11 protein-coding genes are annotated in these 15,907 nt (G+C 70.2%); 6 read left to right on the top strand and 5 right to left on the bottom strand.

Annotated elements, in window-relative coordinates; all coding sequences use genetic code 11:
* Positions 1-400 precede the first annotated feature (400 nt).
* Positions 401-2,242: a glycoside hydrolase family 3 protein gene (locus OG568_RS32145; RefSeq protein ID WP_329534062.1), complete on the top strand. Its 1,842-nt coding sequence runs from the start codon at positions 401-403 to the stop codon at positions 2,240-2,242.
* Positions 2,243-2,392: 150 nt separating this feature from the next.
* Positions 2,393-3,025: a hypothetical protein gene (locus OG568_RS32140; RefSeq protein ID WP_329534061.1), complete on the top strand. Its 633-nt coding sequence runs from the start codon at positions 2,393-2,395 to the stop codon at positions 3,023-3,025.
* Between the two features lie 68 nt (positions 3,026-3,093).
* Here the strand turns inward: OG568_RS32140 and OG568_RS32135 are convergent, their stop codons facing one another.
* Together OG568_RS32135 and OG568_RS32130 are read right to left on the bottom strand one after the other, a co-directional pair.
* On the bottom strand, positions 3,094-4,542 hold the full coding sequence (locus OG568_RS32135; protein ID WP_329534060.1) for a S28 family serine protease: 1,449 nt from the start codon (positions 4,540-4,542) through the stop codon (positions 3,094-3,096).
* Positions 4,543-4,649: 107 nt separating this feature from the next.
* On the bottom strand, positions 4,650-5,066 hold the full coding sequence (locus tag OG568_RS32130) for a hypothetical protein (protein WP_443077797.1): 417 nt from the start codon (positions 5,064-5,066) through the stop codon (positions 4,650-4,652).
* A gap of 140 nt (positions 5,067-5,206) precedes the next feature.
* Here OG568_RS32130 and OG568_RS32125 point away from each other — a divergent pair, with 140 nt between their 5' ends.
* Entirely contained in the window at positions 5,207-5,683 is a 477-nt protein-coding gene (locus OG568_RS32125; protein WP_329534059.1) for a hypothetical protein, read from the top strand.
* A gap of 22 nt (positions 5,684-5,705) precedes the next feature.
* Here the strand turns inward: OG568_RS32125 and OG568_RS32120 are convergent, their stop codons facing one another.
* The 3 genes from OG568_RS32120 to OG568_RS32110 form a co-directional block, all read right to left on the bottom strand.
* Positions 5,706-9,449, bottom strand: a complete 3,744-nt coding sequence (locus OG568_RS32120) for an ABC transporter ATP-binding protein (RefSeq protein WP_329534058.1) — start codon at positions 9,447-9,449, stop codon at positions 5,706-5,708.
* 77 nt (positions 9,450-9,526) lie between these two features.
* Positions 9,527-10,567, bottom strand: a complete 1,041-nt coding sequence (locus OG568_RS32115) for an esterase-like activity of phytase family protein (protein ID WP_329534057.1) — start codon at positions 10,565-10,567, stop codon at positions 9,527-9,529.
* 53 nt (positions 10,568-10,620) lie between these two features.
* Positions 10,621-11,580: a serine hydrolase gene (locus tag OG568_RS32110; protein WP_266582591.1), complete on the bottom strand. Its 960-nt coding sequence runs from the start codon at positions 11,578-11,580 to the stop codon at positions 10,621-10,623.
* Between the two features lie 304 nt (positions 11,581-11,884).
* Here OG568_RS32110 and OG568_RS32105 point away from each other — a divergent pair, with 304 nt between their 5' ends.
* The 3 genes from OG568_RS32105 (at position 11,885) to OG568_RS32095 (ending at position 15,892) form a co-directional block, all read left to right on the top strand.
* On the top strand, positions 11,885-12,502 hold the full coding sequence (locus tag OG568_RS32105) for a hypothetical protein (protein WP_329534056.1): 618 nt from the start codon (positions 11,885-11,887) through the stop codon (positions 12,500-12,502).
* A gap of 94 nt (positions 12,503-12,596) precedes the next feature.
* Entirely contained in the window at positions 12,597-14,885 is a 2,289-nt protein-coding gene (locus OG568_RS32100) for an ArnT family glycosyltransferase (RefSeq protein ID WP_329534055.1), read from the top strand.
* 203 nt (positions 14,886-15,088) lie between these two features.
* The gene (locus OG568_RS32095; protein WP_329534054.1) at positions 15,089-15,892 is read left to right on the top strand and encodes an endonuclease I family protein; all 804 of its coding nucleotides are present in this window, start codon (positions 15,089-15,091) and stop codon (positions 15,890-15,892) included.
* The last annotated feature ends 15 nt before the right edge of the window (positions 15,893-15,907 follow it).

Genomic DNA, 15,907 nt, shown 5'->3' with positions numbered 1-15,907 from the left:
CCCGACCCGGTCATGCGCCGGAGCGTCCGCCAAATGGACCCTCCCGCGCGAGCCGCCGCCCTTCCCGAGCGAGCCGCCGTCGAACCGTCCCACCCATTCGCCCCACCCGCACCAATTCCCCGAACCGGCGGAAACCGGGGAACCCCGACCCGTGCCGGTTCGTCCAATCCGCATGCTGCCGGATGAGTCTCCGCAGAGCGGTGTCGGCCTCGCTGCTGGCTGCGAACGCTGACCACCCTCTCCGCCGCCTGCGGCCGGCAGCACGCCGTCACCGGCGCGCCCCCCTCCAACTGCGCCGGTGACGGCCCCTCCTCGGGATACTGTGCACACCCTTGACTGGAAGAAACTTCCCGGATATTCGTGACCCCTCGGAAGTTTCCTTCACGAGGGAGGAGCGCACGTGCGGCCATCGAGGTCTTCCAGGCCAACCAGACGTACCGTTCTCGCCGCCACCGCCGGGACCACCGCGGCCCTGGCCCTGAGCACCACCCCCGTCCGGGCGGCCGAGGACGCCGCAGACCGCCCTGACGAATCGTCACTCCGAGCGCTCGTCTCCCGTATGACGCTGGAGGAGAAGGTCGGCCAGCTCTTCGTGATGCGGGTGTACGGGCACTCGGCCACCGCGCCCGACCAGGCCGACATCGACACCAACCTCGAGGAGCTGGGCGTCCGGACGGCCGCCGAGCTGATCGCCAAATACCGCGTCGGCGGGATCATCTACTTCACCTGGGCGCACAACACCCGCGACCCGCACCAGATCGCCGCCCTCTCGAACGGCATCCAGAAGGTGTCCCTGGACCAGCCGCGCGGGCTGCCCGTCCTCATCTCCACCGACCAGGAGTACGGAGCGGTGGCCCGGGTGGGCAAGCCCGCGACCCTGTTCCCGGGCGCGATGGCGCTGGGCGCGGGCGGCTCGCGGGAGGACGCCCGTGCGGTGGGGCGGATCGGCGGCGCCGAACTGCGCGCCCTCGGCATCCGGCAGGACTACTCCCCGGTCGCCGACGTGAACGTCAACCCGGCCAACCCGGTCATCGGCGTACGTTCCTTCGGCGCCGATCCGGACGCGGTGGCCGGGCTGGTGGCGGCCGAGGTGAAGGGCTACCAGAGCGCCGGGGTCGCGGCCACGTCGAAGCACTTCCCGGGGCACGGGGACACCGCCGTCGACAGCCACTACGGCTTCCCCGTCATCACGCACAGCCGCGAGCTGTGGTCGACCCTCGACGCCGTGCCCTTCCGCGCCGCCATCCGCGCCGGCGTCGACTCGATCATGACCGCCCACATCATGGTCCCGGCCCTCGACCCGTCCGGGGACCCCGCGACGCTCTCCCACCCGATCCTCACCGGCATCCTGCGCGAGGAACTCGGCTACGACGGGCTCGTGGTGACCGACTCGCTCGGCATGGAGGGCGTCCGGACGAAGTACGGCGACGACCGCGTCCCCGTACTGGCACTCAAGGCCGGTGTCGACCAGCTCCTCAACCCGCCGTCCATCGAGGTGGCCTGGAACGCGGTCCTGAGCGCCGTGCACGGCGGCGAGCTCACCGAGGCCCGGCTCGACGAGTCCGTCCTGCGCGTCCTGCGCCTCAAGGCCAAGCTGGGCCTGCTGGAGAATCCGTACGTCACCGACGCCGGCGTCGACCACACGGTCGGCACCGCGACGCACCGCAGGACGGCCGACCGGATCGCCGAGCGCACGACGACACTGCTGGTCAACGAGGAGCGTCTGCTCCCGCTCTCGCGCCGGCGCACCCCACGCGTCCTCGTCGTGGGCGCCGATCCCGCCTCGCCGTCCGGTACCGACGGACCGCCCACGACCGTCCTCGCCACCGCTCTCACCGAGCTGGGATTCACGACGACGGCGCTGTCCACCGGAACGACGCCCTCCGCGGAGGGCATCGACCAGGCGGTGGCGGCGGCCGCAGGCGTGGACGCGGTCGTCGTCGGCACGTACAACGTGACGGCGACCGGGTCGCAGAAGACCCTCGTCGAGCGGCTCCTCGCCACCGGCGTCCCGTTGGTCGCGATCGCGATCCGCAACCCGTACGACGTGGCTCAACTCCCTGACGTGCGGGCTTACCTGGCGACCTACTCCTGGACGGACGTCGAACTGCGCGCCGCCGCCCGAGTGATCGGGGGCGCCGCGAGGCCCCGCGGGAAACTGCCAGTGGCCGTGGACCGGGCGGACGATCCCGCGAAGGTGCTGTATCCGATCGGATACGGATTGACGTACCAGGTCCGGTAGGGGCTGACGTACCGGCTCGCGTGGGGATTGGCGTACCGGCCCTACGCCGCACACCCCGCGCACCACCCCCAAAGGACGCAAAGCACCCCGGATGTCTGGCGTGTGCCCGTTGCGACGGGTCACGCTGGGCGGGGGTATCGGGGGGAAGCCATGCGAGCCAACTCGTCGGGTCGGCGTTCCGTTGGGGTGGTGTGCGCGCTGCTGCTGGCCGTCGCCGCGCTCGCGGGCTGCGACCGCTGGTCGGACTCGGGGAGCGCCGAACCCAGCGCGGGGACGACATCGACGCGGCCCTCCGGCTACGGGGCGGTGTTCCTCGCGGTCGACGAGTGCAGCTCCTTCGGGACGACCAGCTTCACCGAGGTGCCCTGCAGCAGCGAACGGGCCGCGGCGCGGGTGATCGCCCGCTACGACGGCAAGGTGGCCGACGGGCCGCTGTGCCCCGCGACCACGGACTTCGTGCTGCACATCAGCGAGACCCGGCCCGCCTCGGACGAGAACGGCGACGGGGTCGTCCCCCAGGGCTACGCCTGCATGCGCAAGCTGGAGGCCCCGCACCCCGGCGACCCGGGCGGAGGCGGCGGGCCCCGCACCATCGTCGGCGACTGCGTCTACAGCTCGGGCGACGGTCAGGTGCGGGAGACCGCGTGCGACGGCAAGGGAGAGAAGTCCCCGGAGTACAAGGTGACATCGGCGGTCGTCGACCGCGCCAGGTGCCCGTCGTCCACGGACCTCTATGTCCAACTGGGCGGCGACAAACCCGTGGGCTGCGCCCGCCCGGTGTAGCCGAGGGGCGGACGCAGCCGATGAATCGGGTCGCGGCCGGTGAACCGGGTCACGGCCGTTGAACCGGGTTACGGTCGCAGCGTGGGCTCGCGCTCGATGTCGCGCTGGTCCAGCTTCGCGTCGAACTTCGCGAGCGGCTTGGCCGCCGACGGGTTCTCCTGGACCGTCGCCGAGGCGACACCGGCCCACTCCAGGATGCGGGCCGTCGCGAGGGCCTTCTCGTCGGGGACGAGACCGGCGACGTTGGCACCGTGGTTCAGGCCGGGAGCGGTGAAGACGTACGAGTCACGCGCGCCCTTGCCGAGCCGGAAGCGCTCCGCACCCCAGGGGTCGTTCTGGCCGTAGACGAAGAGCATGTGGTCGGCGTGGTGGCGGACCCAGGAGTCCACGTCCGCCATGGCCCACGGCTGGAACCTCATCGCGATCGAGCGCGGCACGAAGTTCCGCGGCGGCTGGTAGCCGTAGCGGATGTACTTCTTCTCGATGTACGGGAAGTGGATCGTGGGCGCGCCGAGCTGCGTACCCGCCTGGTAGTAGTACGGCGTGTACGTCTCCAGGCCCTGGTCGGCGTAGGCCGAGAAGCCGGAGATGGTGTCGACGGAGTTCCAGATCGCGTCATCGGTGGCGTGGGCGGCGTCGGCCGGGATCGAGTCGCAGTCCGAGAGCAGGCTGTACTGCCAGAAGCCCCACACGTAGTCGAGCACGACCGCCTCGTACGCCTTGTCGAGGCTCCCGATGGTGGTGAAGGTGAGGCCGTTCTCGGCGGCGTACGCCTCGTACTTCTTCTCCAGCGGTGCGCGCCGCACCAGCGCCTCGCGCTGCACGGCGTCCAGCTTGTCGCGGCACTCCTTGGTGCCGACGTTCTCGAAGAAGCGGTCGTACGCCGAGTCCTCGTTGTTCACCACGTCGTTGGGGGCGACGTAGGCGACGACGCCGTCCATGTCGCGCGGGTAGAAGCGCTCGTAGTACGTGGCGGTCATGCCGCCCTTCGAGCCGCCCGTGGAGAGCCACTTCTGACGGTAGATCGGCTTCAGGGCCTCGAAGATGCGGTGCTGGTCGCTCGCCGCCTGCCAGATGTCGAGCTTCGACCAGTCGGCCGGGGCGGGCCGCGACGGGGTGAAGAAGCGGTACTCCATCGAGACCTGGTTGCCGTCCACGATCTGGGTGGGCTCACGGCGGCCGGGGTTCGTGGAGACGTTGTAGCCGCCGGTGTAGAAGACCGTCGGGCGGGAGACGTCCTTGTGCAGCACGGTGATCCGCTGCTGGAACGTGCCCTTGGACGGGTGCCGGTGGTCGATCGGCTGGGTGTAGTTGAGAACGAAGAAGCGGTAGCCGGTGTACGGCTTCTCCTCGACCAGGCTCATGCCCGGTATCGCGAGCAGCCGGTCCTTGATGTCGGTGTCCGTGCTTGTGGTGCCTGGTGCGGCCTCCGGCTGGGCGGCGGTGGCCGCCCCTGCCGTGCTCAACGTGCCTATGAGCACCGTGAGCGCCAGCAGCCATCTGAGCGCCTTGCGCATGCACACTCCCCTGTGAAACGGATGTGCGCTGGAAGCTATCGGAGCAACTCACAGGCGCACCAGGGGACATGGGGAAAACCCTCGGAGAGGGCAGTGCCTCGGCCGGCTCAGCAGAGGATCCAGCCGGAGCTCACCGAACCCGAGCCGACCGAACCCTTGATGCGGACACAGCGGTGGCCCGCGTGGACGGTCACCGGGCCCGCGTGGTGCGAGAAGCTGCCCTGGTCGACCACGGGCCGGTTGCCGCGCGCCTGCACGCTGACGGACATCGGCCGTCTGTGTGACTGCTGCTTCTTGGGGACGGTCACCGCGCAGACATAGCCGTCGCGCTTGTAGACCTGGACGGAGCCGGTCGAAAACGTGAGCGTACGGACCTTGCGCCCCGAACAGTACGAGCCCGCCGCCTGCGCACTGCCCGGACTCATCAGCGCCATCAACCCGGCCGCGGTCAACACCGCAAGGCCCAGCGCCAGGCGCCGGCGTATCGCACCACCACGGTCCACTGTCGTCCCTCCCCCGGCCATTCAGCGTACTGGTGTACGGACGCAGGGCGTACGTCGGATGGTTGCGTTCACCCAAGCGAGGTTTTCTTCCCCCTTTGGGGCAACCACACCCCTTTGTTCGGTGTCCAACTGGTCGGAAAACGAACGAAAGGTGCTCAGCCATGTCCCGCACGTCACGTTCACGTACGGCCGTCGGCGCGCTCGTCGCCGCGGCACTCCTCGCCGCGGCGGGTGCCTCCGTGCCCGCGTTCGCCGGATCCAGCGCCCCCCCACCCGCCCGCAGCGGCGCCAACGGTCCCGCCTACGACCGGGTGGCCGACTTCTACGGCGCCTACATCGACGCGGTCACCGACGAGGGAAGCGGCCGCCTCGACTCCCAACTGCGCACCTTCTACCTGACCAAGGATCTCCGCACCCGCCTGGCGAAGTGGGAGAGCCGCGAGCACGCCGACGGGGTGCTGCGCGCGCAGAACGTGCCGAGCGCCTGGAAGGTGACGGCGGGAGACAGCGGCGCGGGCCACACCTGGTCGACGGTGCGCCTCACCTGGGGCTCCGCCCAGCACCCCACCTACACCTATCTGACCGTGCGGTCGGACCTGGCCACGAAGAAGATCTCCGACATCAAGGCGAAGAGCTGAGAGGTCCGGGGCACGCTCCGGCTCAGGCCGACGAAGGCACCGGCTCTTCCTCCTCCGGAGCCCCGACGAACGTCTTCCACAACTCCGCGTAGTGGCCGCCTTGTTGGAGGAGCTCGTCGTGGGTGCCGTCCTCGGCGACGCGGCCGTGGTCCATGACCACGACACGGTCGGCGCGGGCCGCCGTCGTCAGACGGTGGGCGACGACGAGGGTCGTACGACGGCCGGCGAGGCGGTCGGTGGCCTGGTTGACCAGGGCCTCCGTCGCCAGGTCCAGCGCCGCCGTCGCCTCGTCGAGGAGCAGCACGTCCGGGTCGACGAGTTCGGCGCGGGCCAGCGCGATCAGCTGGCGCTGGCCCGCGGAGAGGTTGCGGCCGCGCTCGGCGACCTCGTGGAGGTAGCCGCCGTCGAGCGTGGCGATCATGTCGTGGGCGCCGACCGCGCGGGCCGCGGACTCCACCTCGGCGTCGGTCGCGTCGGGACGCCCGTAGGCGATGGCGTCACGGACGGTCCCCTGGAAGAGGTACGCCTCCTGCGGGACGACGCCGAGCCGGTGCCGGTACGAGGTCAGGTCGAGCGAGCGCAGATCCGTGCCGTCGACGGTCACCTGCCCGCCCGTCGGGTCGTAGAACCGGGCGACCAGCTTCACCAGCGTCGACTTGCCCGCGCCGGTCTCGCCGACGAAGGCGACGGTCTGTCCGGCGGGGATGTTCAGCGAGACACCGCTGAGCGCCTCCTCGTCGTCGCCGTAGGCGAAGTCGACGTTCTCGAAGGCGATGTCGCCCCGCAGGGAGAGGACCTCCAGCGGTTCGTCGGCGGCCTTCGTCGAGGTCGGCTCCTGGAGCAGTTCCTGGATGCGGCCCAGCGAGACCGTGGCCTGCTGGTAGCCGTCGAAGACCTGCGAGAGCTGCTGCACGGGGGCGAAGAACAGGTCGATGTAGAGGAGGTAGGCGACCAGCGCGCCCGTCGTGAGGGTGCCGGCGTCCACCCGGTGCGCGCCCACGATCAGCACCGCGGCCGACGCGACCGACGACAGCAGCTGCACGAACGGGAAGTAGACCGATATCAGCCACTGGCCGCGGATACGCGCCTTGCGGTAGCTGTCGCTGCCCTCCGCGAACCGCCGCCCGCTCGAGCGCTCGCGCCGGAACGCCTGCAGGATCAGCAGTCCGGAGACCGACTCCTGGAGGTCGGCGTTGACCGCGGACACCCGCTCGCGGGCGAGTTCGTACGCCTTCACGCTCGCCCGGCGGAAGAAGAACGTGCCGATGACCAGCGGCGGAAGGGTAATGAAGACGACCAGCGCGAGCTGTACGTCGATCACCAGCAGCGCGCCCATGATGCCGAAGAAGGTGACGACCGAGACGCAGGCGGTGACCAGGCCCGTCTGGAGGAACGTCGACAGCGCGTCGACGTCCGTCGTCATCCGGGTCATGATCCGGCCGGTCAGCTCCCGCTCGTAGTAGTCGAGCCCGAGGCGCTGGAGCTGCGCGAAGATCTTCAGACGCAGGGAGTAGAGGACCCGCTCGCCGGTCCGGCCCGTCATCCGGGTCTCGCCGATCTGCGCGGCCCACTGGACGAGCACGGTGACCAGGGCCAGCGCGGCGGCGGCCCACACCGCGCCGATCGCCATCCGGGTGACGCCCTGGTCGATGCCGTGCCGGATCAGCACCGGCAGCAGCAGGCTCATGCCCGCGTCCACGGCCACGAGACCCAGACTGACCAGCAGCGGAAGCCCGAAGCCGCGCAGCAGCCTGCGCAGCCCGTACGACTCCTCGGGCCTGACCGCACTCGCCTCGTCGATGCCGGGGATGTCGGTGGCCGGGGGCAGCGCCTCGACCAGGGTGAGGAGCTCGGGGGTGGCGGGCATGCCGGACAGCGCGTCGTCCTTGGGCTCCCGGTCGCCCGTCCACAGGCGGGGAGTGACCCCGCGCTCGGCGTCGAACTCGGCGTCCAGCTCGTCCCGTACCGAGGTGTCCTCCTGGGGCACCGCGGGCTGGGCGTGACCGGGCGAGACGCCGCCCAGCTCGTCCGGGTCGGTCAGCAGCCGGCGGTACAGCGGGGAACGCTGCTGGAGTTCCTCGTGCGTGCCGATGTCGGCGAGGCGGCCGTCGGCGAGAACGGCGATGCGGTCGGCGAGGTTCAGGGTGGAGCGGCGGTGGGCGATGAGGAGGGTGGTGCGGCCCTCCATGACCCCCTTGAGGGCCTCGTGGATCTCGTGCTCGACCCGGGCGTCCACGGCGGAGGTGGCGTCGTCGAGGACGAGCAGGCGCGGGTCGGTGAGGATGGCGCGGGCGAGGGCGACGCGCTGGCGCTGGCCGCCGGAGAGCGTGAGGCCGTGCTCGCCGACCTTGGTGTCGTAGCCCCCGGGCAGCTCGGCGATGAAACGGTCCGCCTGCGCGGCGCGGGCCGCGGTCTCGATCTCCTCCTGGGTCGCCTCCGGACGGCCGTAGGCGATGTTGGCGCGCACGGTGTCGGAGAAGAGGAAGGAGTCCTCGGGGACCAGTCCGATCGCGGCACGCAGCGACTCCTGCGTCAGCTCGCGGACGTCGTGCCCGCCGATGAGGACGGCGCCGTGCGTCACGTCGTAGAAACGGGGCATCAGCAGCGAGACCGTCGACTTGCCGGAGCCGGAGGAGCCGACCACGGCGAGGGTCTCGCCCGGCCGGATCTCGAAGCTCAGCCCGTCGAGCACCGGCCGCGCGTCCTCGTACGAGAAGGACACGTCGTCGAACTCGACGGTCGCGGGCGCGTCGGCCGGGAGGACCTTGGTGCCGTCCTTGATCGACGGCTCGGTGTCGATGAGCTCGAGGACGCGCTCGGCGCCCGCACGGGCCTGCTGTCCGACGGTGAGGACCACGGCGAGCATCCGCACCGGTCCCACGAGCTGGGAGAGGTACGAGGAGAACGCGACGAACGTGCCGAGCGTGATCTGTCCCCGTACGGCGAGCCAGCCGCCCAGCGCGAGCATCGCGACCTGACCGAGGGCGGGCACGGCCTGGAGGGCCGGGGTGTACTTGGCGTTGAGCCGGATGGTCCGCAGCCGCCCGGCGAAGAGCCGCCGCCCGACGTCCCGGAGCTTCCCGGTCTCCTGCTCCTCCTGCCCGAAGCCCTTCACCACGCGTACGCCGCTGACGGCGCCGTCGACCACACCCGCCACGGCGGCGGCCTGCGCCTGCGCGTACCAGGTGGCGGGGTGCAGCTTGGAGCGGCTGCGCTTGGCGACGACCCAGAGGGCGGGGGCGACGGCGAGCGCGACCAGCGTGAGGGGCAGGGACAGCGAGGCCATGATCCCGAGAGAGATCAGGAACAGCAGCACGTTCCCGATGGTCATCGGGAGCATGAAGAGCAGGCCCTGGATCAGCTGGAGATCGCTGGTGGCACGGCCGACGACCTGGCCGGTCGACAGCTCGTCCTGGCGTCGTCCGTCGAGCCGGGTGATCGTCTCGTACATCTCGGTCCGCAGGTCGTGCTGGACGTCGAGGGCGAGGCGGCCACCGTAGTAGCGGCGGATGTAGGCGAGGACGTAGACGAGGACGGCGGCGGCTATGAGCCCGCCCGCCCAGGGCGCCATGGCCTTGCTGTGGTTCCCGACGACGTCGTCGATGATCACCTTGGTGATCAGCGGGACGATCGCCATGACGGCCATGCCGGCGAGGGAGGAGCCGAGCGCGAGCAGGACGTCCTTCGGGTAGCGCCACGCGTACCCGGCCAGTCGCCGCGCCCAGCCGGGCTTTCCTTGCCCGGCCTCGCTCTGTTCCACTGCCACACCGGTGCCTTCCGTAGATCTCACTCCACCGCAAAGCACCAACGCCGAACGAAGCGGATTTCATCCCTCCGCAATAATCAGCCGTTCACCGTGCGTGGCAGGCGGGCACTCAGGGAGTACAGGCGGGTGGTCTGGACGGCGTTCTGGTTGTCGTCGCTGACCAGCAGGAGCGTGAGACGGCCGTCCGCGGTGCGGCCGGTGATCGTCAGCCCCTCTATGTTGTCGAGGAGCGGGTTGGGCTGGGGCTGCTTGGCCCGGGCGCCCAGTGAAGGACAGTTCACGAGGTCGGCGAGGAGCGTCTTGCGGGCGAGCCGCACGCCGTCCTGGCCGGTCAGGGTGTCGATGCGGCGAGTGTCCGTGGCGTGGCGGAGGTCGGCGAGGTAGAGACGGACGGTGTTGCCCACGCCGGCGGTGAAGCCGCGCTCCAGGACGAGGAGGCGGCCGTCGGAGGTGGCCTGGGCCTCGGAGACGCCGAGGCCGGTGTCGGTGCGGTAGCCGTACTGGGCGGAGAGCCGGAAGTCGTGGTGCCGGATGGTGCGGTCCCAGGTCTGGAAGCGCACGATGCCGCCGGTGTCACCGCTCAGTGACCCCTCCATGGCGGCGAGCAGCGTGTGACCGCCGGGGAGGAGGGTGAGCCCTTCGAAGGTCAGGTTGGAGGTGGCGCGGCCCGCGGGGGTGACCTTGAGCGCGTCCGGCATGGGGAGGCTCCCGACGAGAGTGCCGTCGCGCTCGTAGCGGCGTACGGAGGGCTCGGTCTCGGAGGTGACGAGACGGGTGCCGTCCCGGTCCACGGCCAGGCCCTCGGAGTCGAGCGCGGCGCCCTTCTCGTCGACCAGGTTCACGACGGTCGTCTGCTTCGCCGTCCTGCGGTCCAGGGTGAAGAGCGAGGACCGGTCGGAGAGCGCGGCGATCCGGCCGCCGCGGTCGACGGCGAGCGCGGAGAGGTTGCCGACGAAGGTGCCGTCGTACGTGGTCTTGTCGAGGGCGTCGGAGTAGCTCGTGATCGAGACGGCGGGCGAGCAGGCACGGGTGTCGGCGACGGCGGGCCCGGCGGCGGTCAGGGACGTGGCCGCCGCCAGGCCGGCGGTGACGGTGGCGAGTACGGATCTCAGGCGCATGCCGGTCACCGTAGGGCGACTCGGTGACGCGCGGGAGGCCGCCTCGTGAAGCGTCAGCCCACGGACGGAACCGCCGGGATCGCTTCCTGGGGGTTGCTCGTGGGCACGTACCGCTGCACGCTCGCGCCGGTCGTGGAGCTGGTCGCGGAGCTCGTCGTGGAGGGCGCCGGCACCAAGTCCTTGTGAATGGCCTTGGCGACGGCCTGGATGGTGTTGACGCCGTACTGCATGGTGCTGTTGTCCTGCGTGAGCACGGTGATCATGTAGTCGTGGCCCGCACCGTTGAAGGTGCCGACGCTGTGCACCCGCCAGCCGTGCGTGGCGCGCGACAGCCAGCCGTTCTTGACGTGCACGGCGACCGAGGAGGGCGCTCCGGCCGGAGTGCCCCAGCGCTGCGAGGAGATGACCTTGCCCATCAGCTTCAACTCGTAGGCGCGGGAGCTGTCGCTCAGCACGGAGTTCTTGGCGGTGAGGAGCGCGAGCAGCTTCTGCTCGTCCCGCACCGTGATCTGGGTGAGACCCCAGTAGTTGTTGGCGCCCGGCTTGGTCTGCGTCATCCCCGCGGCGGCGAGGAAACCCTTCACCTTGGTCACACCGAGCTGCTTCCACAGCGTGCTGGTGGCGTTGTTGTCCGACTTGGTGATCATTGCCGTGGCGAGAGTCTGCTCGCGGCTGGTCAGATACCGGTTGTGCTTCTTGGCGTCCCACAGCAGCGTGGCCAGCACGGTGGCCTTGACGACGCTGGCGGAGTCGTACGCCGTGCTGCTCCGCAGGGTGCAGGTGGTCTTCGTCGTACGGTCGTAGAGACCGACGGCGACGGTACCGGCGCGGCCCTTGAGCGCCGTGGTGATGTCCTTCTGCAGCTTGGTGGCCAGGCCCGCCTTGTTCGACGTACAGCTGACCTGTGGCGCCGTGGCGGCGGCCGGTGCGGCGGCCGCCGCGAACGGCACGATCACCCCGGCGCCGAGGCTCGCCGCGAGCACACGGGCCCGCCGGGATATCCGGTGAGTCATGGAGGTTCCCCATCCCCTTTGAACCAGTACGAGCGCGCCCGTGGCGCACTCGCCTCTCATGACTCGCGTGAGTGGCCGAAAGTTGTACGCGCGTTCTACGGATGAGGATTCGGCCGGGTGCCCCGGCTTTCCGTGTCGGCGACAACAGGCGGTGATGATTCGGGGAAGGCATCGCCCCCGCGTCAGCACTACCTCCGCCCGAAACCGTGCACAATCCCGCCCCCATCGCTCACGCGTCGCTCATTTGAGTGGACCAGTGACAATCACCCCCCGGCTGCTCACACCTTTTTGCACAGTTGGTGTCATGAGCCCTGGATTCGCGTACGAGCGCAACCCTTACGGCACGGCCCAGGTGGTCGCCACAGTGCGCGAACTCATGCGCGCCGACGGCCTGGATGTGTCCCTCACCGCCATCGCGCGCAGTTGCGGCACGTCACGAAACTTCCTTTACGCCAACTGGAAGTCCGCCTCCGCGCTGCACCTGCTCGCGCTGAAGGCCGAACTCGCCGTCGCCTTCGACGCGGCGCACCGCACCCGCCCCAGCGATGGAACGGTTCCAGGGATCACCGACCATCTGGCACACGTCGTTCGCAACATCCGCCGCCATCCGACCACAGCCGCCGTCGCCCGCTCCTCACCCACGGCCTTCATCGCGGCCCACACAGCGACCGAGGGCCCTTTGGTACGGCTCGCGCTGGAACGGGTCAGCGATCTGCTGCACCCGCTCGTCCCGAACGGCGGAATCTGGGGCGACCCCGCACTGAACTCCATGACCTGGAAGATCCTCTGGATCGCCCGCCCTGCCGCCCTCTGTCCCGAAGCCGTGAACGACCAGCGCCGGGAAGACGCCCTGGACGGCGCCTTCGCCTCTCTGATGAGAGACCTGCTCGCTCCCTGGCTCTCCCCGCCGGACCGCGGTTAGGGCTCGACGTTCTCTTACCGGGATCTCATCCATCCACAGCTCACCCCCAGACAGAGCACAGCCCGTACCCATCGGCGGTGTGCACGGTGCACTGGTGACATCTGCCACCGACCCACTGCCCCCGGCTCCCGGCCCCTCCGTGGCCCCCGGCGTACCGGCCGCCGAGCCGACCCAGGAGCCGTCGCCCACCCCCGCCGCCCCCCGCTGGTCACTCCCCGCCCTGATCGCGATCATGGTGCTGGCCACAGTGCTGTACTCCTGGAACCTGTCCGGCTCCGGCCTCAACAGCTTCTACAGTTCCGCGATCTACAGCGGAACCCAGAGCTGGAAGGCGTGGTTCTTCGGCTCGCTCGACGCGGGCAACTTCCTGACCGTCGACAAGCCGCCGCTCGCACTCATGGTCATGGGCCTGTCGTGCCGGATCTTCGGCTTCGGCACCTGGCAGATGATGCTGCCGATGATCGTGGCCGCCCTCGGCACGATCTGGATCCTTCACTCCTCCGTGAAGCGGGTGTTCGGCCACGCCGCCGCCGCGCTCGCCGCGCTCGTGCTTGCGCTCACCCCGATCACCGTCGCCATCAACCGCGACAACAACCCAGACACCCTGCTCCTCCTCCTGATGGTGTCGGGCGCGGCCCTCGGACTGCGCGCGACCCGCGACGGCAGGCTGCTGCCGCTGCTCGGCTCGGCGGTCTGCTTCGGGCTCGCCTTCAACACGAAGATGCTCCAGGGCTACATCGCGCTGCCCGCCGTCTTCGCGGTCTATCTGTACGCGTCGCACCTCGGCTGGGCGAAGCGGATCCGCAACCTGCTGCTGGCCGCCGTGGCCCTGGCCGTGTCCAGCTTCTGGTGGGCGACGGCCGTCTCGCTGGTGCCCGCCGACGACCGTCCCTACATCGGCGGTTCGACGGACGGCACCGCCTGGAACCTGATCTTCGGCTACAACGGCTTGGGCCGGGTCCTCGGCGGCGAGGGCAACGGCGGTGGCGGAGGAGGCGGCGGCGGCTTCTCCGGTTCCGCGGGCCTCGGCCGACTGTTCAACGACATCTTGGGCGGCCAGATCTCCTGGCTGATCCCCTTCGCGGGCATCGCCCTCGCCGGCGGCCTGGTGCTGTGCGGGCGCGCCCCGCGCATCGACCCGACCCGTGCGGCGCTGGTGCTGTGGGGCAGCTGGCTGCTGCTGCACTACCTGACGTTCGCCACGGCCGAAGGCACCATGCACCCGTACTACACGACCGCGGTCGCCCCTGGCATCGCGGCCCTGTGCGGTGGCGGCGGCGTCATGCTGTTCCGTGCCTTGCGCGGCGGTGACGTCCGCTGGTCCTGGGTGCTGCCCGCCGGGCTCGCGGTCACCGGCATCTGGGCGGTCGTGCTGTTGCGCCGGGCCACCGACTGGAACACCTGGCTGTGGCCGGCCATCGCGGTGGTCATGGCGCTGGCCGTCGTCGGCCTGTTCGTCTTCCGCTCCGGCAACCGCGTACGGCTGCTGGCCGCGTCCCTGGCGGCGGCGGTCGTCGCGGCTCTCGCGGGCCCGGCGGCGTACTCGTTCGCCGTCCCGGCCAGTGCGGGCGGCGCGGGCGGCGGCATGGGCGGCACCAACCCGACCGCCGGGCCCTCCACCGGCAACGGCGGCTTCGGCGGCGGCGGTCCGGGCGGTGGCCGGGGCGGCTTCGGCGGCGGCAACGCCCCCGGCGGCGAGGCGCCCGGCGGCACCCAGCAGGGCGGCCAGAACGCCGAGGCGGGCGGTCAGCAGGGCGGCTTCCCCGGCGGCAACGGCGAACTGCCCCAGGGCGGCGGCGCACCCGGGGGTCAGGAAGGCGCCCCCACGGGCGGCCAGACCGGTACGCCTCCGAACGGCACCAGCGGCCGGTCCGGCGGCACGGGAGGCTTCCCCGGTGGCGGCGCGGGCGGCGGCGGGGGCGGCATGGGCGGCGAGACCGACAGCGAGCTGATCTCGTACCTGGAGAAGCACCAGGACGGCGCCAAGTGGCTGCTCGCGGTGTCCAATTCGCAGAGCGCCGGGCAGCTGATCCTGAGCACCCACAAGCCCGTCATCTCCATGTACGGCTTCACCGGCACCGACAAGGGCATGACGGTCGCCAAGCTCAAGGAGCTGGTGAAGAAGGGCGAGCTTCACTACATCCAGGTCGGCGGCTCGGGCATGGGCGGCGGAATGGGCGGCAACAACAGCACCAGTTCCGCGGTCACCGCCTGGGTGCAGAAGAACGCCACCGCGGTGAAGGAGAGCGCCTACAGCAAGAGCTCGTCATCGACGTCGTCGAGTTCCTCGGGCTCCTCGGGCTCCTCGGGCTCCTCGGGCTCCTCGTCGTCCACCACCCAGACGTCGACGCTCTACCGCCTGGACCCGTCCGACCTCAACTGATCCACTCCCCCGCACGCCCAGAAGGCCCCTGACCGAGTCACCCCCGGTCAGGGGCGTTCTGGCATCTCATATCGCGTACGCGGCAAGCGACTTGCCGGCGTCCGATACACAACCGACATCTCCCGTTCATTCCCAGAAACGCATGTCCATGTCACGCTCCGATTGCCCGCCCATTCAACCCGCGTAGATCGGACGCCCCCACCATGCCCGCCACGCACATACGCCGCTGGAAGACGCTGGCGCTGACCACCTCAGCCGTCCTGGTAGGCCTCACCCTGCCGACGATGACCGCCACCCCCGCGAGCGCCACGACGACCGCGTACGACAGCACGTACTACAAGAACGCGGTCGGCAAGACCGGCAGCGCCCTGAAGTCCTCGCTGCACACGATCATCAGCAGCCAGACCAAGATCTCGTACTCCGCGGTCTGGAACGCGCTCATGGTCACCGACCAGGACCCGAACAACAGCAACAACGTGATCCTGCTGTACAGCGGCACCTCGCGCGCCAAGTCCCTCAACGGCGGGGACGTCGGCGACTGGAACCGCGAGCACGTGTGGGCCAAGTCCCACGGCGACTTCGGCGAGGTGACCGGTCCCGGCACGGACCTGCACCACCTGCGTCCCGCGGACGTCCAGGTCAACAGCATCCGTGGCAACAAGGACTTCGACAACGGCGGCAGCTCGGTCAGCGGCGGGGGCGGCAGCCTCACCGACTCCGACTCGTTCGAGCCCCGCGACGCGGACAAGGGCGACGTGGCCCGCATGATCCTCTACATGGCCGTCCGCTACGACGGCGGCGACGGCTTCGCCGACCTCGAGCCCAACGAGAAGGTGAGCAACGGAAGCAACCCGTACATCGGGAAGCTCTCCGTGCTCAAGGAGTGGAGCGACGAGGACCCGCCGAGCGCCTTCGAGGAGAAGCGCAACCAGGTCATCTACGACACCTACCAGCACAACCGCAACCCGTTCATCGACCACCCGGAGTGGGTGGACGCGATCTGGTAGACGGCTGTGCCGGTC

It is taken from the genome of Streptomyces sp. NBC_01450 (genome assembly GCF_036227505.1).
Classification (GTDB): Bacteria; Actinomycetota; Actinomycetes; order Streptomycetales; family Streptomycetaceae; genus Streptomyces.
The sequence above is the reverse complement of the archived record's forward strand: the minus strand, read 5'-3'. Positions and strand labels throughout refer to the sequence as shown.